Annotated in this window: 20 protein-coding genes; 10 read left to right on the top strand and 10 right to left on the bottom strand. The window is 70.3% G+C overall.

Annotated features, from left to right (window positions below):
- Positions 1-70: 70 nt before the first annotated feature.
- A complete protein-coding gene (locus JR064_RS14060; RefSeq protein WP_206230129.1) occupies positions 71-970 on the bottom strand; it encodes a LysR substrate-binding domain-containing protein in 900 nt (299 codons plus the stop codon).
- Between the two features lie 35 nt (positions 971-1,005).
- On the opposite strand from JR064_RS14060, the gene JR064_RS14055 reads away from it, so the two are divergent.
- From JR064_RS14055 to JR064_RS14045, 3 genes are read left to right on the top strand one after another with little or no spacing between them, the layout of a single operon-like run.
- Positions 1,006-1,656, top strand: a complete 651-nt coding sequence (locus JR064_RS14055; protein ID WP_206230128.1) for a hypothetical protein — start codon at positions 1,006-1,008, stop codon at positions 1,654-1,656.
- An 8-nt stretch (positions 1,657-1,664) separates the two neighbouring features.
- Positions 1,665-1,991, top strand: a complete 327-nt coding sequence (locus JR064_RS14050; RefSeq protein ID WP_206230127.1) for a hypothetical protein — start codon at positions 1,665-1,667, stop codon at positions 1,989-1,991.
- 21 nt (positions 1,992-2,012) lie between these two features.
- The gene (locus tag JR064_RS14045; protein WP_206230126.1) at positions 2,013-2,852 is read left to right on the top strand and encodes an MBL fold metallo-hydrolase; all 840 of its coding nucleotides are present in this window, start codon (positions 2,013-2,015) and stop codon (positions 2,850-2,852) included.
- Between the two features lie 155 nt (positions 2,853-3,007).
- On the opposite strand, the gene gph is transcribed toward JR064_RS14045, so the two are convergent.
- Both gph and JR064_RS14035 read right to left on the bottom strand, forming a co-directional pair.
- Positions 3,008-3,661, bottom strand: a complete 654-nt coding sequence (gene gph / locus JR064_RS14040) for a phosphoglycolate phosphatase (RefSeq protein ID WP_206230125.1) — start codon at positions 3,659-3,661, stop codon at positions 3,008-3,010.
- A 45-nt stretch (positions 3,662-3,706) separates the two neighbouring features.
- Entirely contained in the window at positions 3,707-4,609 is a 903-nt protein-coding gene (locus JR064_RS14035) for a LysR family transcriptional regulator (RefSeq protein ID WP_206230124.1), read from the bottom strand.
- 103 nt (positions 4,610-4,712) lie between these two features.
- On the opposite strand from JR064_RS14035, the gene JR064_RS14030 reads away from it, so the two are divergent.
- Positions 4,713-5,348 carry an NAD(P)-dependent oxidoreductase gene (locus JR064_RS14030; protein ID WP_206230123.1) on the top strand — a complete coding sequence of 212 codons (636 nt, stop codon included), beginning with the start codon at positions 4,713-4,715 and terminating at the stop codon, positions 5,346-5,348.
- 138 nt (positions 5,349-5,486) lie between these two features.
- On the top strand, positions 5,487-6,434 hold the full coding sequence (locus tag JR064_RS14025; protein ID WP_206230122.1) for an MBL fold metallo-hydrolase: 948 nt from the start codon (positions 5,487-5,489) through the stop codon (positions 6,432-6,434).
- A 52-nt stretch (positions 6,435-6,486) separates the two neighbouring features.
- Here the strand turns inward: JR064_RS14025 and dinB are convergent, their stop codons facing one another.
- Positions 6,487-7,548 (bottom strand): DNA polymerase IV, encoded by a 1,062-nt coding sequence (dinB, locus tag JR064_RS14020; RefSeq protein ID WP_206230121.1) that lies wholly within the window; start codon positions 7,546-7,548, stop codon positions 6,487-6,489.
- Positions 7,549-7,754: 206 nt separating this feature from the next.
- Here dinB and fabA point away from each other — a divergent pair, with 206 nt between their 5' ends.
- Positions 7,755-8,270: a 3-hydroxyacyl-[acyl-carrier-protein] dehydratase FabA gene (fabA, locus tag JR064_RS14015; RefSeq protein ID WP_206230120.1), complete on the top strand. Its 516-nt coding sequence runs from the start codon at positions 7,755-7,757 to the stop codon at positions 8,268-8,270.
- The gene (fabB, locus tag JR064_RS14010; protein ID WP_179568700.1) at positions 8,270-9,478 is read left to right on the top strand and encodes a beta-ketoacyl-ACP synthase I; all 1,209 of its coding nucleotides are present in this window, start codon (positions 8,270-8,272) and stop codon (positions 9,476-9,478) included. Before fabA ends, fabB begins: the two co-directional genes overlap by 1 nt.
- A gap of 54 nt (positions 9,479-9,532) precedes the next feature.
- Here the strand turns inward: fabB and JR064_RS14005 are convergent, their stop codons facing one another.
- The 6 genes from JR064_RS14005 to JR064_RS13980 all read right to left on the bottom strand — a co-directional run bounded on the left by JR064_RS14005 (position 9,533) and on the right by JR064_RS13980 (position 17,171).
- On the bottom strand, positions 9,533-10,381 hold the full coding sequence (locus tag JR064_RS14005; RefSeq protein ID WP_241093072.1) for an SH3 domain-containing protein: 849 nt from the start codon (positions 10,379-10,381) through the stop codon (positions 9,533-9,535).
- A 323-nt stretch (positions 10,382-10,704) separates the two neighbouring features.
- Positions 10,705-12,729 carry a M3 family metallopeptidase gene (locus JR064_RS14000; RefSeq protein WP_206230119.1) on the bottom strand — a complete coding sequence of 675 codons (2,025 nt, stop codon included), beginning with the start codon at positions 12,727-12,729 and terminating at the stop codon, positions 10,705-10,707.
- Between the two features lie 61 nt (positions 12,730-12,790).
- The gene (locus JR064_RS13995; protein ID WP_179568704.1) at positions 12,791-13,894 is read right to left on the bottom strand and encodes a PLP-dependent cysteine synthase family protein; all 1,104 of its coding nucleotides are present in this window, start codon (positions 13,892-13,894) and stop codon (positions 12,791-12,793) included.
- A 132-nt stretch (positions 13,895-14,026) separates the two neighbouring features.
- Positions 14,027-14,239, bottom strand: coding sequence for a heavy-metal-associated domain-containing protein (locus JR064_RS13990; RefSeq protein WP_206230118.1), 213 nt, complete (start codon positions 14,237-14,239; stop codon positions 14,027-14,029).
- Between the two features lie 41 nt (positions 14,240-14,280).
- Entirely contained in the window at positions 14,281-16,725 is a 2,445-nt protein-coding gene (locus JR064_RS13985; RefSeq protein WP_206230117.1) for a heavy metal translocating P-type ATPase, read from the bottom strand.
- 2 nt (positions 16,726-16,727) lie between these two features.
- The gene (locus JR064_RS13980) at positions 16,728-17,171 is read right to left on the bottom strand and encodes a heavy metal-responsive transcriptional regulator (protein WP_206230116.1); all 444 of its coding nucleotides are present in this window, start codon (positions 17,169-17,171) and stop codon (positions 16,728-16,730) included.
- A gap of 246 nt (positions 17,172-17,417) precedes the next feature.
- On the opposite strand from JR064_RS13980, the gene JR064_RS13975 reads away from it, so the two are divergent.
- The 3 genes from JR064_RS13975 to JR064_RS13965 all read left to right on the top strand — a co-directional run bounded on the left by JR064_RS13975 (position 17,418) and on the right by JR064_RS13965 (position 21,116).
- Entirely contained in the window at positions 17,418-17,858 is a 441-nt protein-coding gene (locus JR064_RS13975; protein WP_206230115.1) for a CopL family metal-binding regulatory protein, read from the top strand.
- A gap of 115 nt (positions 17,859-17,973) precedes the next feature.
- Positions 17,974-19,791, top strand: coding sequence for a copper resistance system multicopper oxidase (locus JR064_RS13970; RefSeq protein ID WP_206230114.1), 1,818 nt, complete (start codon positions 17,974-17,976; stop codon positions 19,789-19,791).
- Positions 19,792-20,165: 374 nt separating this feature from the next.
- Positions 20,166-21,116, top strand: coding sequence for a copper resistance protein B (locus JR064_RS13965; protein ID WP_241093073.1), 951 nt, complete (start codon positions 20,166-20,168; stop codon positions 21,114-21,116).
- Positions 21,117-21,121 lie beyond the last annotated feature (5 nt).

The raw sequence follows: 21,121 nt of genomic DNA, 5'->3' as shown, positions 1-21,121 counted from the left end.
ACATCCGTCGCGCCTGACGCCGCGCCATAGGCTTCGCCGTGCGTCGCGCGGCATGGCCCAGGCATCACCTTCAGGGCATGGTGGACGACGTCCGCGCTTCCTCGATGAGCCAGTCCGCCAGCATCTGGATTGGCGCATCGTTCAACCGGATCGGTTCCGGCAGCACAAGACAGAAGGTCTTGGAGATCGACGTGCCATCGGGCCATGGCGCAACGAGCCGCCCGGTGGCCAGCTCGTCCGCGACATAGAGGCGTGGTACCAGCGCGACACCGAGACCGGCCAGCGCCGCCTCGATCGACATCGCGTGGAGATCGTAGCGGGCGCCGATCGCCGGATGCGTCAGCCCCATTCCGGTTTCCTGCGCATAGCGCTGCCAGGCGTCCGGATTCTGGCGGCGATGCAGGCGTGGCAACGCATCGAGCGCCGTCGCGGCGTCTTTCCCAGCGAGCAGCGCCGGATGGCAGACCGGCACCAGCACCTCCTGCCACAACCGATGCGTGCGCATCCCCGTCCAGGCCGGGTGCTCGAAATGGATGGCCGCATCGAAGCCGCTGCCGGCCAGGACGAAAGGCTGCATGCGCTCGGCCAGATGCACGGTGATGTTCGGGTGCCGGGTCTGGAAGTGTTTCAGGCGGGGAATGAGCCAGCGTGTGGCGAAGGTCGGGAGCACGGCGATGTCGAGACTGGCCCCGTCGCTGCGCTGGCCCATCAGGTACTGGCTGTCGCGTTCCAGCCGGTCGAGCGTCTCGCGCACCTGTGCCGCATAGCGCTCGCCGTTCGGCAAGAGCCTGACCCGGTTGCCGATCCGGGCGAACAAGGTGACGCCCAGAAAATCTTCCAGCCGGCCGATCTGGCGGCTGATCGCCCCTTCGGTCAAGGCAAGTTCCTCGGCCGCACGCGCGAAGCTGGCATGCTGGGCAGCCGCCTCGAATGCCATGAGCGCGGAGTGGCTGGGAATCTTGCGGCGCATGTACGGCTCCAACGCGGTGGTACGGCATTCGACCCGTGCACCATGACATCGAATCACTGAAGGGTGATCGAATATCGATATTCGCGCTGAAAACGCCGACCTACCATGAGCGGACATCAACGAAAGGCAAGGCCGACGCAATGATCTACACGGTGGAATGCAGCTTCGCCGATCCCGCCAGCGAAGCGGAATGGAACGACTTCTACAGCCTGGACAAGCTGCCGGCGCTCATCTCGGTGGAGGGCTTCCACAGTTCGCAACGCTTCGAGGCCTTGCGCCGCGGCTACCCCACCTATCTGGCAGTGCACGCGATCGATGGCCTGCACATCCTGACCGGCGAGGACTATCGCCGGAAGGGCGGCGGCAACTTCGCACGCTGGCAACAGCACATCGTCGACTGGCACCGCAACCTCTACGCCGGCCTCGATCGGGCCCCCGCCGTGGGCAGCCACGAAGTGCTGCTGTCGAGTGCCACCGGCGCCGAGCCGCTGATCGGGCTGGGACTGACTCCATGCGCCATGCATGCGGTGGAACTGGAGAAATGTCCGGAACGCCGCTGGCTGGCGACGCTCGACCGCAGCAGGCTGCCCGCGATGGATCGGCTGCCGGAGGACGTGCACGTCTACGCGCCGATGACCGCGCAATTGACCAGCCGCCACGGCAGCGCCTCCGACGTGGCGCGCTAGGACGACCGATGCCGAACGTCACCCTCTTCCTGCCGGCGCACACGATGCCGCCGGACACGGCGCTCTCGGGCCTGACCGAGCAATGCACCGACCTCTGCACGGGCCTGCTTCTCGCCGCTGTGGAGAACGTGCATGTCATCTACGTCCCCGTCCTGCATGGTCGCGGCCACCCCATCTTCGCGGACGTCCGCTACCGGCTCGCCGCGACGCGCACGCCAACGGTCATGGCGCAGTTCATGGAAGGGCTCGATGACGCCATCCGGCGAGCGACCGGCTGCCAGGCCCGCATCCGCTGTTTCGGCTACGCGGCGCACTGCATCCATGCACGCAACTAATCGGCGATCCGGAGAAATGCGATGACGAAGGACGTTTTTCCGAGCCAGCGGATCGGCGATTTCACCATCACCGCCATCAGCGACGGCTATCTCAGCGTCGGCCTGGACGCGCTCTTGCACGTGGGCCCGGCCGACGCCCTGCAACTGCAGAACGATGGGCGGGTGGAGGACGCTTGCGCAGTCCATATCAACTGTTACGTGGTGCGTGGTCGCGGCCGCACGATCCTGATCGATGCCGGCGCCGGCGGCTTCAAGCAATGGGGCGGCCGGCTGCTGGACAACCTGTCGCTGGCAGGCCTGCGCCCCGCACAGATCGATGCGATCCTGCTGACCCACGCCCATCCCGACCATGTCGGGGGACTGATCGACGCCTCGGGAGACGTCGCCTTCCCGAACGCCGAACTCGTCGTGCAACAGCGGGAGGTCGCGTTCTGGCAGGACGACGGCAACCTGAGCCGCGCTGCCGCGCGCGCCCGCGGCAATTTCCTGCTTGCGCGCCAGGTGTTCGACGGCTATCGCGACCGGCTGCGCATCTTCGATGCAGGCGAGGTGTTGCCTGGCATCGCTGCCCTGCCGCTGCCAGGGCATACAGCAGGGCACACGGGCTATCGGCTCGACGCCGGCGATCGCAGTCTGCTGGTCTGGGGAGACATCGTGCATTTCCCGCAGATCCAGGTGCCGCATCCGGAGGTATCGATCGTCTTCGACCATGATCCGGTGCTTGCAGGCGCGACGCGGTCGCGGCTGTTGGATCTGGTCAGCACGGAGCGGCTCCTGATCGCCGGCATGCACTTCGGCGAACTCGGCTTCGCACGCATCGAGCGAACCAACGCGGCCTATGCTGTGACCTACGCGGCATGAGAGCGGCGTCTTCTCCGTCTGCGGATCGGGAGGTCGCGGCAAATCCGTGATGACTGAGGCGACGACCGCCGGGTCGGCGCCGGCCAATGCGGCCACACCGCTGCGGTTACGTTGCAGGCGGCGAAACGGTCCCTGAGCGCGATTGGCGGCCCGCATCACCCCAGCGCCAGCAGCTCGCGCATGTCGCCCATCAGCAGCACCACGTCGGCCGTGGCCAGGTCCAGGTCGCGCGGATAGCCGTAGCGCACCAGTGCGGCCGGCATGCCGGCGGCGTGCGCGGCCTGCAGGTCGGTGCCGGAATCGCCGACCATCAGGCAGTGCGCCGGCGGCTGCGCGAACTGCTGCGCCAGGTGCAGCAGCGGCAGCGGGCTGGGCTTGCGCTCGGGCAGGCTGTCGCCGCCGAGCGCCGCGGCGAACGCATCGGCCACGCCGAGATGGCGCAGCAGCGGCTGCACGAACGCCGAGGGCTTGTTGGTGCACAGCGCCAGCGTGACGCCGCGCGCGCGCAACTGCGCCAGCGCCTCGGCCACGCCCGGATACAGGCGCGGGCTGCGCAACAGGCATTCTTCGTAGTGGCGCATGAAAGCCGGCATTACCGCATCGATCGGGGTGGCGTCGTGCGCATGCCGCCATGCGGTCTCGACCAGTTTGCGCACGCCCTCGCCGATCCAGCCGAGCACGGTGGCTTCGGGCACGCGCGCCAGGCCGAAGTCGGCCAGGGTGCGATTGAGGGCTTCGGCGATATCGGCGCCGCTGTCCACCAGGGTGCCGTCCAGATCGAACACCACCAGCGCGTACGGAAATGTCATTTCAGTCCTCTGTGCGAAACGCGGCCTGCATTGTAGGCGCCGTGCTCAGTCGCGATCCCAGTACGGCACCTCGCCGAAACGCGCGACCAGGAAATCCAGGAACGCGCGGACGATCGCCGGCTGCTGCCGGCGCGAGGCGTACACGCCGAAGATGTCCATCGTGTCCAGTTCGTGGTCGGGCAGCACGCGCTGCAATTCGCCGCTGCGCAGCAGCGCCGCGGCCTGGTAGGTCGGCAGCATGGCAATGCCGGCGCCGGCGCGCACCGCCTCCAGCAGCACGGTGGCTTCGTTGGCGGTGAAGTTGCCGCTGACCGCCACCGACACCGGTTCGCCGCGATAGCGCAGCGGCCATTCGTGCCTGCCCACGTAGTGATGGCCCAGGCAGTTGTGCGCGGCCAGGTCGGCGGCGCTGTGCGGCGCGCCATGCCGCTGCAGATAGGCCGGCGCCGCGCACAGCACCGAGCGGCACACGCTCAGGCGCCGCGCGATCAGCCCAGGGTCGACGCGGTGGGAAATGCGTACCGCCAGGTCGATGCGCTCCTCGACCAGGTTGACCGTGCGATCGGCCAGCAGCATGTCCACCCGCGCCTGCGGGTAGCGGGCCACGAACTCGGCCGCCGCCGCGGCCAGATGCGCCTGCCCGAACGAGGCCGAAGCGGTGACGCGCAGCTGTCCGTGCGGCTCCGGGTCGTCGCTGGCCAGTTCGTCGCGCAGCGAGGCGCCGATCGCCAGCATCGGCCGGAACCGCGCCAACGCGGTCTCGCCGGCGCCGGTCAGGGTCACCCGCCGCGTGGTCCGGTGCAGCAGGCGCACGCCGAGCCAGCGCTCCAGTTCGGCCAGATGGCGCGAGACCATCGCCCGCGACAGGTCCAGCGCCTCGGCGGCCGCGGTGAGACTGCCGCGCTCGGCGACTTCGACGAACACCGCGATCGCGGTCAGACGGTCCATTTGATCGTTCCATGCAACAAATTGGCGACTTATACGCTGTTTATCGCGCTAATTGCCAGGACTAGGCTGTGCGCATCCCGTCCACCCTCCCCGGAGAACCTCGATGCACATCGCCCTGTTCGGCGCCACCGGCAACATCGGCCGCCATATCGCCCAGGAAGCCCTGCGCCGCGGCCACGCGGTCACCGCGCTGGTCCGCCGCACGCAACCGCTGCCGTCGGAACTGGACGGCGCCAGCATCGTGCTCGCGTCGCTGGACGACCGCGCCGCCCTCGCCGCCGCGGTGCGCGGCCACGACGTGCTGGCCAGCGCCTACGGCCCCAGCGCCGCGGCCGCCGATACCATTCCGGCCGTCGCCCAGGCGCTGATCGAGGTCGCCCGCAACGCCGGCGTACAGCGCCTGCTGGTGGTCGGCGGCGCCGGCAGCCTGGAAGTGGCGCCGGGCGTGCAGTTGGTGGACACGCCGAACTTCCCCGACGCCTACAAGCCCTACGCGCTGGCGCACCGCGCCTCCCTGCAGCATCTGCAGGCCGCTACCGATCTGGAGTGGACCTTCTTCGCGCCAGCCGCCGAGATCGGCCCCGGCGACCAGCGCGGCGGCGTGCGCACCCAGGCCACCGCGCTGCTCAGCGATGCGCAGGGCCATAGCGCGATCAGCTATGCCGACTACGCCAGCGCCTTCGTCGACGAGATCGAACGCCCGCAGTACCTGCGCCAGATCGCCACCGCCGCGTACTGAGCGCAACGCCGGGCAGGCGGCTGCGCGCATGCCGATGGCGCCGCGCAGTCGCCCCCCGCCGCGGCCGCAGCACGGTCGCGGCCCGCTTCCCGCACGCCATGCCGACGCATGGCGTCGCCTTCTCCGATGGAGTTCCGCATGCCGTCCCTTTCGTTGTCGCGCCTGAGCGCTACGCTGATCCTTGCCCTCGGCCTCGCCGGCGCCGCCGCCGCGCACGCCGCCACCGGCACCGCCGCCCACGCCGCGACTGCCGCCGCCAGCGCCGCACAGCCGGTCGCCGCGCCGCTGCAGGTGCAGGTCTACCACCCGGACGCGAACGCGATCTTCGGTGTCGCCTCGGTGCTGGTCAGCGGCGCCAGGGACGCGGTGCTGGTCGATGCGCAGTTCTCCGCGGCCGATGCGCGCGCCCTGGTCGCGCAGATCCGCGCCTCCGGCAAGCGCCTGACCACGATCTACGTCAGCCACGGCGATCCGGACTACTACTTCGGCCTGGACTTGCTGACCCAGGCGTTCCCGCAGGCCAAGCTGCTGGCCAGCCCGGCAACCGTCGCGCATATCCGCCAGACCCAGGCGCAGAAGCTGCAGGTGTGGGCGCCGAAGCTGGGTGCCGACGCGCCGCAGCGCATCGTGCTGCCGCAGCCGCTGCACGGCGACCGCCTGCTGCTGGAAGGCCGCGAACTGCAGATCGTCGGCCTGGACGGCGCGACCCCGGACCGGACCTTCGTGTGGATTCCGTCGATCAAGACCGTGCTCGGCGGGATCCCGGTGGTGGCCGGCGAACACGTGTGGATGGCCGATACGCAGACTCCGGCATCGCATGCGCAGTGGCTGGCCACGCTGCAACGGATCCAGGCGCTGCAGCCGCAGCGGGTGATTCCCGGACATTTCGTGCCGGGCGCGGCGCAGGACCTGGCCGCGGTGCGCTTCACCGCCGACTACATCCGCGCCTTCGACCAGGAAACCGCCAAGGCCAAGGATGCGGCCGCGCTGGTCGCGGCGATGCGGCAGCGCTATCCGCAGCTGGGCGGCGTGGACACGCTGCAGCTCAGCGCGAAGGTGGCCAAGGGCGAACTGCGCTGGCCATGAACGAACTGCCGGCGCGCGGCGACGCACACGACCGCCGGCGCCGGCGCGCGGCTCAACGGAACAGCCGCCCCTGCGCCTGCCCCGGCTCGCGCTCGTGGAAGCCGGCCAGGCCCACGCCAACCAGGCGGTAGCGCGTGGACGCGGGCAAGTCGACGCGCTGGCGCAAGGCCAGTGCGATATCGGTCAACGCCTGCAGCGATTCCGGCGGTTGCTCCGGGGTGAAGCTGCGGGTCAGGATGCGGAACTGCGCGGTCTTCAGCTTCAGCACCACGGTGCGCGCGACGCGCTCGGTGCGGCGGGTCGCGTTCCAGGTCTTTTCCGCCAGTTGCCGGATCGCCGGCTCCAGCGCATCCAGCGCCAGGTCTTCGGCGAAGGTGTCTTCCGAGGAAATCGACTGCACCTGCTGGTCCGATTCCACCGGACGCTCGTCGATGCCGCGCGCACGCTGATACAGGCGCAGCCCGAAGCTGCCGAAGTGCGCTTCCAGCTCCGCTTCGCCGTGCGTGCGCAGATCGCCGACGGTGACGATGCCCAGCGCCGCCAGCTTGGCCTGCATCACCTTGCCCACGCCGTGCACCTTGCCGACCGGCAGTGGCGTCAGGAACGCCTCCACCTGGTGCGGGCGGATCACGAACTGGCCATCGGGCTTGCGCCAGTCCGAGGCGATCTTGGCCAGGAACTTGTTCGGCGCGATGCCGGCCGAGGCGGTCAGTCGGGTTTCCTCGCGGATCTGCGCGCGGATGGTCTGCGCGATCTCGGTCGCGGTGGTCAGCTCGCCCTTCGGCGCGGTGACGTCGAGATAGGCCTCGTCCAGCGACAGCGGCTCGATCATGTCGGTGTGGCGCTGGAAGATCTCGCGCACCTGCCGCGACACGGCCTTGTAACGCGCGAAATCCGGCGGCACGAAGATCGCGTCCGGGCACAAGCGCTCGGCGCGCAACGCCGGCATCGCCGAGCGGATGCCGAACACGCGCGCCTCGTACGATGCGGCGCACACCACCGAACGCATGCCGCGCCAGGCCACCACCACCGGCTTGCCGCGCAATGCGGGATCGTCACGCTGCTCCACGGACGCGTAGAACGCATCCATGTCGACGTGAATGATCTTGCGCATCGGCCCTGCACCCTACGCCAGCGAACGGTAGCCGCATGATAAGCCAGGCCTGCGCATGCGCTGCGAACGCATGCCTTGATTTCGCTCAGCGCGCCGCATTGCAGCACTGCCTACGCTACGCGTGCGTACGGATAAAACGTTTGATTGAAAGCGCGAGCGTCGTGCACGCTTGCGCGCCTCGACTGTCTGCCCTGGGAAATTCGCTCATGAGCCGCCTCACTTCGTATTCACGCGAACACCTTCTCGCCAGCGCGCGCGGCGAACTGTTCGGCGCCGAGGCCGCACGCCTGCCCAACGATCCGATGCTGATGTTCGACCGCATCACCCACATCGACGACAACGGCGGCGCGCACGGCAAGGGCGTGGTCCGCGCCGAACTCGACGTGCGCCCGGACCTGTGGTTCTTCGGCTGCCATTTCATCGACGATCCGGTGATGCCCGGCTGCCTGGGCCTGGATGCGCTGTGGCAACTGACCGGGTTCTTCCTGACCTGGATCGGCGCGCCCGGCCGCGGCCGTGCGCTGGGCGTGGGCGAAGTGAAGTTCAGCGGACAGGTGCTGCCGACCGCCAGGCAGGTGGTCTACGAACTGGACATCAGCCGCGTCATCAACCGCAAGCTGGTGATGGCGGTGGCCGACGGCCGCATGTCGGTGGACGGCCGCGAGATCTACACCGCCAAGGATCTGCGCGTGGGCCTGTTCACCTCGACGGAGGCGTTCTGATGCGCCGCGTCGCGATCACCGGCATGGGCATCACCTCATGCCTGGGCAACGACCTGGACACGGTGTCGCGCGCGCTGCGCGACAGCCGCGCCGGCATCCGCGCCAACCCCGAGGCGGCCGAACACGGCCTGCGCAGCCAGGTCGCCGGCGACGTGCAGCTGGACCTGGAGGCCTTGATCGATCGCAAGCTCAAGCGCTTCATGGGCGATGCGTCCGCGTACGCGTATCTGGCGCTGCGCGATGCGATCGCCGATGCCGGCCTGGACGAGGCCGTGGTCAGCGACGTGCGCACCGGCCTGATCGCCGGGTCCGGCGGCGGCTCCAGCCACTGGCAGGTGGAAGCGGCGGACCTGCTGCGCAACCGCGGCGTGCGCAAGGTCGGCCCGTACATGGTGCCGCGCACGATGTGTTCGGCGGTCTCGGCCAGCCTGGCCACAGCGTTCAAGATCAAGGGCGTGAGCTACTCGCTGTCGGCGGCGTGCGCGACGTCGGCGCACTGCATCGGCGCGGCCGCGGACCTGATCCGCCACGGCCAGCAGGACGTGATGTTCGCCGGCGGCGGCGAGGAACTGGACTGGACCATGAGCCTGATGTTCGACGCGATGGGCGCGCTGTCCAGCGGCTTCAACGACCGCCCGGCGGTGGCCTCGCGTCCGTACGACGCTGAGCGCGACGGTTTCGTCATCGCCGGCGGCGGCGGCATGCTGGTGCTGGAGGACTACGAACGCGCGGTGGCGCGCGGCGCGCGCATCCATGCCGAACTGCTCGGCTACGGCGTGACCTCCGACGGCGCCGACATGGTCGCCCCGTCCGGCGAAGGCGCGGTGCGCTGCATGCAGATGGCGATGCAGGGCGTGGACGCGCCGATCGACTACCTCAACACGCACGGCACCTCGACGCCGCTGGGCGACGTGACCGAGCTGGGCGCGGTACGCGAAGTGTTCGGCGATGCGGTGCCGCCGCTGTCCTCGACCAAGGCGTTGTCCGGGCATTCGCTGGGCGCGGCCAGCGTGCACGAGGCGATCTACTGCCTGCTGATGATGCGCGACGGCTTCATCGCCGGCTCGGCCAACATCGACGCGCTGGACCCGCGCGCCGAGGGCTTCCCGATCGTGCGCGAGAGCCGCGAGGCGACCTTGCGCACGGTGATGTCCAACAGCTTCGGCTTCGGCGGCACCAACGCCGCGCTGGTGTTCGGCAAGCGCTGAGCGAGCCTGCGCTGGGCAGCGGCAGGGGCGTCCTGCCGCTGACCACCGGCGACGTCAGCGTTCGAGTTGCTTGTCGTCGCGGCGCTTTTTCTCGTCCTCTTGCTTGGTCCGTTCTTTTCTGGGCGGCGGCGTGGATGGCGGCGGCGCTGGTGGTGGCGAAGCAGGCTTCGGTGGCGGTGGCGGTGGCGGTGTGTGCTGCGCTGCCTGCACCACCGTCTCCGGCGTTGGCGGCCACCATGGCGAGGCGGACGATGAGGATTGCGACGGCTCGGGTGTCTGGTGCATGGACGCGCGCCAGCGGCGATCCTCTTCGTCGCGCCGCTGCTGCTCGGCCAGTTCCTTGTTGCGCTTGGGATTGAGCGCATCCGGCGGCGGCGCCTGGTACATGCGCTCGCCCGGCGGCACCCATTGCGACTGCACCGGCGCTTCCACGGCGGGCGGCGCCGGCGGGTAGCCGCGCGTGTCGGCGATGCGTTGCGGGATCAGCTGGCGCTTGAGCGCCTCGGGCATCGGCGCCGGCGCAGATGGCGAGGCCTGCGCTTGCTGCCGCCAGCGTGCGCGGTCGCGGGCCCAGGGCCGGCCACGGTAATGCGCGTCCCAATAGGGATCGATGGCGAACCCGATGGCCGGCGCGAAGACACCGTCGCGCGCGTCGAACTCGATCACGCCGGCCGGCAACCATCCGCGCGCCTCGCGCCAGCGCACGTCGCACCACGAAAAATCGTTGACGCACCCGTAGACGGTGATGCTGTCGCCGCCCACCACCGTGGCGACGCGCGGATAGTCGTTGGCCGGGCCTGCGCGCAGATTGGCGCCGCTGCGGGCGAACCCGCCATTGCTCTGCGCCAGTACCGGCGCGGCGGCGGCCAGCAGCAACGGCGCGATCCAGATGCAGCGTTTCATGCCCAACCTCCTGTGCCTGACCGGCCCTGTGGCCGGCGCTTCTTCCATGGGCTCGTGCGAGCCGTGTTCGGCAATGTTCTAGCACGCCAATGCGCTAAGGACCTGTTAACCCGATCGGGCGCGCCATGCCTGGCCGCATGTGAGGCCGGAAGAGATGCAATGAACCGACGACATGCGCGAAGGTGCGCTCACGCCGCCGTGAACGCGCCCAAGCGCATCGTCGGATTGCAAGCCGCAACAAGCGGATGTGTGCGCTATCGCCTCCTGCTTGCGCCTCGCCTCGCCTCGCCGCGCCGCATGCACTGCGGCGCGGCGCACGTGGATCAGCCGGCCATGCCGCTGTGCCGCAGCAAGGCGTCCAGTTCCGGCGCGCGGCCACGGAAGGCGGTGAAGTTCTCCAGCGCCGGGCGGCTGCCGCCGCGCGCCAGGATTTCCCGCAGGAAGCGCGCGCCGGTGGCGGCCAGTTGGTCTGGCGCTTCCTCGAACGCGGCGTAGGCGTCGGCGCTGAGCACTTCGGCCCACTTGTAGCTGTAGTAACCGGCGCCGTAGCCGCCGGCGAAGATGTGGCTGAACTGGTGCGGGAAGCGGTTCCATGCCGGCGGCCGGTTCACCGCGACTTCGTCGCGCACGCGTTCGAGCAGCTGCAGCATGCTGTCGCCGGCGGCGTCGAAGCTGTGATGCAGCTGCATGTCGAACAGTGCGAACTCCAGCTGGCGCACGGTGAACATGCCGCTCTGGTAGTTCTTCGCCGCGAGCATCTTGTCGAACAGCGCGCGCGGCAGCGGCTGCCCGCTGTCCACGTGCGCGGTCATCGCCTGCAGCCGCGGCCATTCCCAGCAGAAGTTCTCCATGAACTGGCTGGGCAGCTCCACCGCGTCCCATTCCACGCCGTTGATGCCGGCCACGCCGAGTTCGCCGACCTGGGTCAGCAACTGGTGCAGGCCGTGGCCCATCTCGTGGAACAGGGTGGTGACTTCGTTGTGGGTGAAGGTGGCAGGCTTGCCGTCGCCGCCGCGGCCGAAGTTGCACACCAGGTATACCAGCGGCGTCTGCACGCCGTCGGCGCGGTCGCGGCGGTTGCGGCAGTCGTCCATCCAGGCGCCGCCGCGCTTGCCCTCGCGCGCGTACAGGTCGAGGTAGAACTGCCCGACCAGGCGGCCGCGCGCATCGCTGACGCGGAAGAAGCGCACGTCCGGATGCCACACCGGGGCGCTGTCGGCCTGCACCTGCAGCCCGTACAGGTCGTTGATGACGCCAAACAGGCCGTCCAGCACCTTCGGCTCGGTGAAATACTGCTTCACTTCCTGCTCGGAAAAGCTGTAGCGCGCCTGCTTGAGCTTTTCGCTGGCGTAGGCGATATCCCAGGCCTGCAGTTCGTCCAGGCCCAGATGTTCGCGGGCGTACGCTTCCAGTTCGGCGCGGTCGCGCTGCGCGTACGGCTTGGCGCGCGCGGCCAGGTCGCGCAGGAAACCCAGCACCTCGTCGGGGTTCTGCGCCATCTTGGTCGCCAGCGAATACTCGGCGTAGCTGGCGAAACCGAGCAGGCCGGCCAGTTCGCCGCGCAGCGCCAGGATGCGCTCGATCGCCGCGCTGTTGTCCAGCGCCGCGTCGCCGAATTCCGAGGCGCGGATCGCGTTGGCGCGGTACAGGGTCTCGCGCAGCGCGCGGTCGTCGGCGTACATCTGCACCGGCAGGTAGCACGGCATCTGCAGGGTCAGCTTCCAGCCGGCCTGGTCGTCCTTTTCCGCCGCCGCGCGCGCCGCGGCGATCACGTCGTCGGGCAGGCCTGCCAGACGCGCCTGGTCGTCGATCGGCAGCGACCACGCATCGGTGGCATCGAGCACGTTCTGCGAGAACTTCGCCGACAGCGCCGACAGTTCTTCCTGGATCGCGGCGAAACGCTGCTTGTCGGCATCGCCCAGTTCGGCGCCGCCCAGGCGGAAATCGCGCAGCGCGTTGTCCAGCACCTTGCGCCGCGCCGCATCGTAGCCGGCGGCCTCGGGCGTGGCGGCCAGCGCGCGGTACTGCGCAAACATCGCCAGGTTCTGCCCCAGCGCGCTGGAGAAGCGCGTCACCTTGGGCAGGTTGGCGTTGTAGGCCTCGCGCAGCGCCGGGGTGTTGACCACGCCCTGCAGGTGGTTGACCTGGCCCCAGGCGCGCCACAGGCGCTCGGTGGCGTCGTCCAGCGGCACCACGAAACTGTCCCAGCTCACCGGCGCGACCTGCTCGGCGTGCGCGACCGCGGCTTCGGCGGCGGCCAGCAGCGCATCGATCGCCGGGCCGATGTGCTCGGGATGGATCGCATCGAAGCGCGGCAGGCCGGAAAAATCGAGCAGGGGATTGGTCATCGCGGGAATCTCGGTAGCGGGGGAAGGGCCGGCGGCGCCGGCCATGGTCGGGATATGGCGGTCAGGACAACGCGGCACAAGCCAGCGGCGGCAGCCCGGCGCCCGCCACCGCCGCGGCCAGCTGCGCGTCGGCCTGCTCCACGTCGATGCCGTGCTCGCGGTACCAGTCCGGCCGGTAGTAGCTGTGCCCGTAGCGCTCGCCGCTGTCGCACAGGATGGTGACGATGGAACCGCTGCGGCCGTGCTCGCGCATCCGCGTCGCCGCCTGCAGCACGCCGACGAAGTTGGTGCCGGTGGAACCGCCGACGCGCCGGCCCAGGCGCGCGCTCACGTAGCGCATCGCCGCCAGGCTCAGCGCATCGGGCACCTTGACCATCGCATCGACGCAGCTGGGGATGAAGCTCGATTCCACCCGCGGCCGGCCGATGCCCTCGATGCGCGAACCGCCGGTGCTGGCCAGGCCGGCGTAGTCGCGCCCGGCCAGCGCTTCGCAGTAGCCTTCGAAGAACACCGACACTTCCGGATCCGCGCACAGGATGCGGGTGGCGTGGCGGCGGTAGCGCACGTAGCGGCCAAGCGTGGCGGCGGTGCCGCCGGTGCCGGGGCTGCACACGATCCATTCCGGCACCGGGTGCGGTTCTTCCTGCATCTGCCGGAAGATCGACTCGGCGATGTTGTTGTTGGCGCGCCAGTCGGTGGCACGTTCGGCGTACAGGAACTGGTCCATGAAGTGGCCGCCGCTCTCGCGCGCCAGCTGCACCGAATCGGCGTGCAGGTCGCAGGCGCGCTCGACCAGGTGGCAGCGCCCGCCCTGGAACTCGATCGCGGCGATCTTCTCCGGCGACGTCGCGGCCGGCATCACCGCGATGAACGGCAATCCCAGCAGGCGCGCGAAATAGGCTTCGGACACCGCGGTGGAGCCGCTCGAAGCCTCGATCACCGGGCGCCCCTCGCGCAGCCAGCCGTTGGCCAGCGCGTACAGGAACAGCGAGCGCGCCAGGCGGTGCTTGAGGCTGCCGGTGGGATGGCTGGACTCGTCCTTGAAATACAGGTCGATGCCGGGGAAACCGGGCAGGTCCAGCGGAATCAGGTGGGTGTCGGCCGAACGGTTGAAATCGGCTTCGATCTTCTGGATGGCGTTGGCCACCCAATCGCGAGGGGTCATGGCGGTGCGCAGGACGGAAAAATCGCGTCCACGATACACGCCCGCCCCGCACCCCGGGGCTGCGCCGGACGGCGAGGCGTGGCGACGTTCACCTGGCGGCTGCGGCTTTGCCCCCGGGTGGCGCGGCGCCGCTCAGCGGGCCGCGACGCCGAAGCCGGCATCGACGATGGCGCGCTCGATCGCCGCGGCGTCGGTGCGGGCCTCGTCGTACTCCAGGTCCACGCGCCCGCCGTCGAGCACGACCTGCGCCGCGGCGATCCCGGCGCTGGCTTGCAACACCCGCTGCAACCGCGCGGAGCAGCCGCCGCAGGTCATGCCCTGGACCGTGAGTTGGAGATGGCGCATTGCGGGTGTCCTCGTTGGAGTGGGTTTGTCCGGCACCGCGCTCAGCGCGGCCGCCAGCGGTTCAGCAGCAGGGAATTGGCCAGCACCGAGACCGAACTCAGCGCCATCGCCGCACCGGCGAGCACCGGATTGAGCAGGCCGAACGCGGCCAGCGGGATGCCGAGCACGTTGTAGAAAAAGGCGAAGAACAGGTTCTGGCGGATCTTGCGCAAGGTCGCCGCGGACAGGTCGATGGCGGTGGCCACGCCGTCCAGGTCGCCATGCACCAGCACCACGTCGGCCGCCTCCACGGCGATGTCCGAGCCGGCGCCGATGGCGAAGCTGACGTCGGCCGCGGCCAGCGCCGGCGCGTCGTTGATGCCGTCGCCGACCATGCCGACGTGCGCGCCGGGTTCGGCCCGCAGGCGCTGCACCTCCTCGGCCTTGTGCTGCGGCAACACCTCGGCCAGCACCCGCGCGATGCCGACCTGCGCGGCCACGGCCTGTGCGACATGGCGGTTGTCGCCGCTGAGCATGACCACGTCGATGCCGCGCGCCTTGAGCCGCGCCACCGCCTCGAGCGCACCGTCGCGCAGCGGATCGGCGATGGCGATGTAGCCGGCGAGGCGGCCGTCCAGCGCGACCGCGACCACGCTCTGGCCCTTCGCCTGCGCCGCCTCGGCCCGCTGCAGCAGCGCCGCGTCGGGCGCCTGCACGGACAGCTCGCGCAGCCACGCCAGCGACCCCAGCGCCACCTCGCGGGTAGCGACGCGGCCGCGCACGCCCTTGCCGGGCAGCGTCTCGACCGCGGCCACCGGCAACGGCGGCGTGCCGCGCACGCCGTCGTCGGCGGCGCGCCGCACGATCGCATCGGCCAGCGGATGCGCCGACCCGACCTCCAGCGCAGCGGCCAGGCGCAGCAGCGCCGTCGCATCGCCACCGTCCGCCACGCCGATCGCGGTCACCTGCGGCCGGCCCTCGGTCAGGGTGCCGGTCTTGTCCAGCACCAGCGTGGTCAACGCACGCGCACGCTCCAGCACCTCGGCGTTGCGGATCAGGATGCCGGACCGGGCGCCCACGCCGGTGCCGACCATGATCGCGGTCGGCGTGGCCAGGCCCAGCGCACACGGACAGGCGATCACCAGCACCGCCACCGCATGCACCAGCGCGGTGGCGAAACTGCCGCTGAGCCACCAGGTCGCGGCCAGGGTGAGCGCGGCGATGGCGATCACCACCGGCACGAACACGCCGGCGATGCGATCGACCAGATGCTGGATCGGCGCCTTGGAGCCCTGCGCCGCATCGACCATGCGGATGATCTGCGCCAGCAGCGTGTCGGCGCCGACCCCGGTGGCGCGCGCGCGCAACATGCCGAACTGATTCACGGTGGCGGCGAACAGGCGGCTGCCCGGCTCCTTGGCCACCGGCATCGCCTCGCCGGACAGCATCGCCTCGTCCACGCTGGAACGGCCGTCGAGCACCTCGCCGTCCACCGGCACGCGCTCGCCGGCGGCGACCACGAACACGTCGCCGACGATCAGCTCGGCGGCATCGACTTCCACGATCGCGCCGTCGCGCTCCACCTTGGCAATCTTGGGCTTGAGGTCGAGCAGCGCGCGGATCGCCGAGGAGGTCCTGCGCCTGGCGCGCGCTTCCAGCAAGCGCCCGAGCAGGATCAGGGTGATGATCGAGGCGCTTGCCTCGAAATACACGTGCTGGCCGGCCAGGCCGAACACGGTGACCGCGGCGCTGTACAGGTAGGCCATGCTGGTGCCGAGCGCGACCAGCACGTCCATGTTGGCGCGGCCGTTGCGCAAGGCCGCGAACCCGGCCCGGTAGAAGCGCGCGCCGAGCCAGAACTGCACCGGCGTGGCCAGCAGCAGTTGCAGCCAGCGCGGCAGCGGCTCGGCGTGCTGGCCGCCGAGCGCATGCGCGATGGCGGAGATATCCAGCATGCCGAACATCTGCACGAACAACGGCAGGGTCAGCAGCACCGCGGCAGCGAAGCGGCCCAGCTCGCGATGCCAGGCGCGGCGCTCGGCCTGTTCGCGCGCTTGCAACTGGGCCTGATCCATCTCGTGCACGACGCTGGCGCCGAAGCCGGCGCTGCCGATCCGCTCGACGATCCCGGCCGGCGCCACCAGTTCCGCCACGTACTCCACGCGCGCCCTGGCCGAGGCCAGGTTGACGCTGCCGGCGATCACCCCGGGCGTGTTCGCCAGCACCGTTTCGATCGCGGCCGCGCAGGACGCGCAGCTCATGCCGCTGAGGTCCAGCGTCAGCATCTGCGTCGGTACCGTGTAGCCGGCCTGGCCGATGCGTTGCAGCAGCGCCTGCGCATCCACCTGCTGCGGGTCGTAGTCCAGGCGCACGCGCGCGGCGGCGTAATTGGCCTGGGCATCGACCCCGGGCAGCTGCTTGAGCGCCTGCTCCAGGCCGACGGCGCAGGACGCGCAGCTCATGCCCTGCACCGGCAGGCTCACTGTGGCGGTGTTGGCGGCCGGCATGTTCACGGCTGCGGCTTGCCCGGCGCGACGTCGCCGCGGATGTCGCCGAGGATCGGGCAGCCGGCGGGTTCGCCGCTGCCCGGGCATTCGGCGACCAGTACGGCCAGCGCATCGCGCATCTCGGTCAGCTGCGCGATGCGCCGATCCAGTTCGTGCAGGCGCTTGCTGGCCCGCTGCTTGATGCCTTCGACGCCATGCAGGCGGTCGTCCTGCAGCGCGAGCAGGTCGCCGATCTCCTCCAGCGAGAAGCCCAGGTCCTTGGCGCGGCGGATGAAACGCACCCGCTCCACCGCGGCCGCATCGTAGTCGCGGTAGCCGGACGCGCGCCGCGGCGGCGCCGGCAGCAGGCCCTGGCGCTCGTAGTAGCGGACCGTGTCGATGGCGACGTCGGCCTGGCGCGCGAGCGCGCCGATGGTGAAGCGGGACGGAGGGGCGACCGGATTCATGCGTGCAAGCTACTCCCTGGACGCCGGTCCAGGGTCAAGCCATTGTCGCCGTTGCGCGCGAATTGTTCATTGGCGGCTCACGTTGACTCGAAACGCTTGCCCCGCGGGCCTTCGCCGGGCCTGGATGCGCGCCCTGGACCCGGCTCCAGGGTGCGCCGATGGCGAGCCGCCGCGCCGTCCCGGCGCTTGCCCGCGGCCATCACTGCAGTATTCTCCGCGTATCCCCTCGCGTGCCTTGCGTGTTCCGTGCCGATCTTCGCCTTGCTGACCCGCCTGCTGTTGTGCCTGAGCCTGCTGCTCAATGGCGCCGGCACGGCTGTGGCGATGCCGGGCATGCACGGCATGGCCGACGCAGCGCCAGGCACGGACCATGCCATGGCCGAAGGCTATGCTGGCAATCACCTGCATGCCGCGCAGGTCGCCAGCGCGGCGATGCCCTGTCATGAGGCCACGCCGGCGCAGGTGCACGAACACGAGCACGACGGCGACGGTCACAGCAAGGGCGGCAAGCACGGCTGCTGCGGCACCGCGGCCGGTTGCCAGTGCCCGCATGCGCAGCCGCTGCCGGCGCTGATCGCGCTGCCGCTGGCGTTGCCGGCCGCGGCGCAACAGCTGTTTCCGCGCGGCCGCCAGGATGGCCGCGGCGCGCCCGGCCTGCCGCGGCTGGAGCGACCTCCCAGCGCCTGATCGCGACGCCGCCGCCCGCTCGGGCGGCGCCACGGCGACCGCGCCTCCGCGCGCCGTCGCTTCTGCGCACGCACCGCCCACGCGGTCGCGCATCGCATCGCATCGAGGCTCGCTCATGAAACCACCTTCCTCCGGCCTGCCGGCCCTGCCGTCGCGGCGCCGCTTCGTCACCGGACTGGCGCTGGGCGCCGCCGCCGGCATCGGCGGCCTGTCGCTGCGGCACGCCCAGGCCGCAACGCTGGCGCGCAATGGCGCCGTGCCGTATCAGCTGCACGGCACCGACTTCGACCTCGGCATCGGCAGCGCGCGGGTCAACTTCACCGGGCGCGAGCGCCCGGCCATCACCGTCAACGGCAGCGTGCCGGCGCCGATCCTGCGCTGGCGCGAAGGCGACACCGTCGAGGTGCGAGTCGCCAACCGCCTGCCGGGGCACACGCAAACCTCCGTGCACTGGCACGGCATCCTGCTGCCGGCGAACATGGACGGCGTGCCCGGCATGAGCTTCGACGGCATCTACCCGGGCGAGACTTACCGCTACCGCTTCGCCCTGCGCCAGTCGGGCACCTACTGGTACCACAGCCACTCGCTGCACCAGGAACAGGCCGGCCTGTACGGCGCGATCGTGATCGATCCGCTGCAGCCGCCGCCCTACCACTACGACCGCGAACACGTGCTGCTGCTTTCCGACTGGACCGATCTGGACCCGGCGGCGCTGTTCCGGCGGCTGAAGAAGATGCCGTCCTACGACAACACCTACCAGCGCACCGTCGGCGACTTCCTGCGCGACGCGCGCGAAGACGGCCTGCGCGCCACCCTCGCCGACCGCGGCATGTGGGGACGCATGCGGATGACGCCCAGCGACCTGTCCGACGTCAACGCCAACACCTACACCTACCTGCTCAACGGCGTCGCCCCCGGCGGCAACTGGACCGGCGAGTTCCGTCCCGGCGAGAAGCTGCTGCTGCGCCTGATCAACGCCTCCAGCATGACCTACTTCGACCTGCGCATCCCCGGGCTGAAGATGACCGTGGTCGCCGCCGACGGGCAATACGTGCACCCGGTGAGCGTGGACGAACTGCGCATCGCCGCGGCCGAGACCTACGACGTGCTGGTCGAACCCGGCGGCCAGGACGCCTACACCGTGTTCGCCCAGGACATGGGCCGCACCGGCTACGCGCGCGGCACCCTGGCCGTGCGCCAGGGACTGCAGGCGCCGGTACCGGCGAACGATCCGCGCCCGCTGCTGCGCATGCAGGACATGGGTCACGACATGGCGGGGCATTCCGGCATGGACCATGGCAGTGGCGCGCCGATGAAAGGCATGGAAGGCGGCTGCGGCGCCGGCATGGCCGGCATGGACCATGCCGCGATGGACCACAGCGCGCATGCGGCTGGCGACGCCGGCGCGGCGCCCACGCATCCGTCCAGCGAGCGCGGCAATCCGCTGGTGGACATGCAATCCTCCGCCACCGCGCCGAAGCTGGACGATCCGGGCATCGGCCTGCGCGGCAACGGCCGCCGGGTGCTGACCTACGCCGACCTGCACAGCCTGTTCGACGATCCCGACGGCCGCGAACCCGGGCGCGAGATCGAGTTGCATCTGACCGGCAACATGGAGAAATTCGCCTGGTCCTTCGACGGTATCCCGTTCGCCAGCGCCGAGCCGCTGCGGCTCAACTACGGCGAGCGCCTGCGCATCGTGCTGGTCAACGACACGATGATGCAGCACCCGATCCACCTGCACGGCATGTGGAGCGACGTGGAGAACGCCGCCGGCCAGTTCCAGGTGCGCAAGCACACCGTGGACATGCCGCCGGGCACGCGCCGCAGCTACCGCGTGCGCGCCGACGCGCTGGGCCGCTGGGCCTACCACTGCCACCTGCTGTACCACATGGACGGCGGCATGATGCGCGAAGTGCGGGTGGACGCATGAACGCCACGCCGCTCGCCACGCTGGCGCAGGCCATCGGCCTGGCGCTGCTGTTCGCGCACGGGGCCGCAGGAGCGCAGCATGTGCATGCGCCTGGAGTCGCCGATGCCGATATCGCAGCATCGGCCAGCGGACCTGCGTCCACATCCGCAGCTGCGGCATGCGCGTGTCCGCCGCCCGACGATGGAACGCATATGCACACCCCGTCATCGCCGCCCGCCGTCGCCAACGACGATGAGGCAGCGATGGCGCATGCCGGCATGGATCACGCTGCGATGGGTCACGCCGCACAGGCCGCCAATGCTCCGGCCGCGCCCACGGAGGGCAGCGGGAGCATGGACATGGACATGGATCGCGAAGCCCATGCCGACCATGCCATGCCGGACCATGCGGACATGCAGCACATGGACATGCACCCGGCCACGATGGAGCACGGCGCGCCGACCGCAGCGCAGGCCGACAACGCCATGCACGACCACGCCGGGATGCAGCCGGGGACTGCGGAGCCGGGACCAGGCACCGGGGAGCGGACACCCGCAAAAGCCGACGCGCGCCATGCTCACTCCAGTACGGCGGCGACGTGCGCCTGCGCCGGTGCGCCCGCGTCGGCGCTACCGCGCGAGCCGATCCCCGCGCTCACCGACGCCGACCGCGCCGCCGCGTTCCCGGTCCTGCGTACGCACACGATGCTGCATGCGCCGTCGCGCACCGGCTACTTGCTGTTCGACCGGCTGGAGGGCTGGGACAACGACCGCGGCAGCGGCCAGGCCTGGGAAGCCAGCGCCTGGTACGGCGGCGACATCGACCGGCTGTGGCTGCGCAGCGAAGGCGAGCGCGGCGGCGGCCGCACCGAAGCGGCGGACCTGGAAGCGCTGTACGGCCACGCGGTGTCGCCGTGGTGGGATCTGCTGGTCGGCGTGAAACAGGATGTCGCCCCGGGCGATGCGCGCACCTCGGCCGCGTTCGGCGTACAGGGCATGGCGCCGTACAAGTTCGAGGTCGCGGCCACGCTGTACGTCGGCGAAGGCGGCAACGCCAGTGCGCGCCTGGAAGGCGAGTACGACGTGCTGCTGACCAACCGCTGGATCCTGCAGCCGCGGCTGGAAGCGGAGGCGGCGTTCGCCGACGATCGCGCGCACGGCATCGGCAGCGGCCTGTCCACGGTCGAGGCCGGGCTGCGTTTGCGTTATGAGATCAGCCGCCGCTTCGCGCCGTATCTGGGCGTGGTCCACGAGCGCGCGTTCGGCACGACCGCCGACTATCGCCGCGACGCGGGAGAAGCCGCACGCGAGACGCGCGTCGTGGCCGGCGTACGCGTCTGGTTCTGAGCGGC

Source organism: Xanthomonas bonasiae, assembly GCF_017163705.1.
Lineage (GTDB): Bacteria > Pseudomonadota > Gammaproteobacteria > Xanthomonadales > Xanthomonadaceae > Xanthomonas_A > Xanthomonas_A bonasiae.
The sequence above is the reverse complement of the archived record's forward strand: the minus strand, read 5'-3'. Positions and strand labels throughout refer to the sequence as shown.

Coding starts and splice junctions, on each gene's coding strand:
- JR064_RS14060 (WP_206230129.1), bottom strand. CDS start 970: ATGCGCCGCAAGATTCCCAGCCACTCCGCGCTCATGGCATTCGAGGCG.
- JR064_RS14050 (WP_206230127.1), top strand. CDS start 1,665: ATGCCGAACGTCACCCTCTTCCTGCCGGCGCACACGATGCCGCCGGAC.
- JR064_RS14045 (WP_206230126.1), top strand. CDS start 2,013: ATGACGAAGGACGTTTTTCCGAGCCAGCGGATCGGCGATTTCACCATC.
- gph (WP_206230125.1), bottom strand. CDS start 3,661: ATGACATTTCCGTACGCGCTGGTGGTGTTCGATCTGGACGGCACCCTG.
- JR064_RS14035 (WP_206230124.1), bottom strand. CDS start 4,609: ATGGACCGTCTGACCGCGATCGCGGTGTTCGTCGAAGTCGCCGAGCGC.
- JR064_RS14030 (WP_206230123.1), top strand. CDS start 4,713: ATGCACATCGCCCTGTTCGGCGCCACCGGCAACATCGGCCGCCATATC.
- JR064_RS14025 (WP_206230122.1), top strand. CDS start 5,487: ATGCCGTCCCTTTCGTTGTCGCGCCTGAGCGCTACGCTGATCCTTGCC.
- dinB (WP_206230121.1), bottom strand. CDS start 7,548: ATGCGCAAGATCATTCACGTCGACATGGATGCGTTCTACGCGTCCGTG.
- fabA (WP_206230120.1), top strand. CDS start 7,755: ATGAGCCGCCTCACTTCGTATTCACGCGAACACCTTCTCGCCAGCGCG.
- fabB (WP_179568700.1), top strand. CDS start 8,270: ATGCGCCGCGTCGCGATCACCGGCATGGGCATCACCTCATGCCTGGGC.
- JR064_RS14005 (WP_241093072.1), bottom strand. CDS start 10,381: ATGAAACGCTGCATCTGGATCGCGCCGTTGCTGCTGGCCGCCGCCGCG.
- JR064_RS14000 (WP_206230119.1), bottom strand. CDS start 12,729: ATGACCAATCCCCTGCTCGATTTTTCCGGCCTGCCGCGCTTCGATGCG.
- JR064_RS13995 (WP_179568704.1), bottom strand. CDS start 13,894: ATGACCCCTCGCGATTGGGTGGCCAACGCCATCCAGAAGATCGAAGCC.
- JR064_RS13990 (WP_206230118.1), bottom strand. CDS start 14,239: ATGCGCCATCTCCAACTCACGGTCCAGGGCATGACCTGCGGCGGCTGC.
- JR064_RS13985 (WP_206230117.1), bottom strand. CDS start 16,725: ATGCCGGCCGCCAACACCGCCACAGTGAGCCTGCCGGTGCAGGGCATG.
- JR064_RS13980 (WP_206230116.1), bottom strand. CDS start 17,171: ATGAATCCGGTCGCCCCTCCGTCCCGCTTCACCATCGGCGCGCTCGCG.
- JR064_RS13970 (WP_206230114.1), top strand. CDS start 17,974: ATGAAACCACCTTCCTCCGGCCTGCCGGCCCTGCCGTCGCGGCGCCGC.
- JR064_RS13965 (WP_241093073.1), top strand. CDS start 20,166: ATGCCGGACCATGCGGACATGCAGCACATGGACATGCACCCGGCCACG.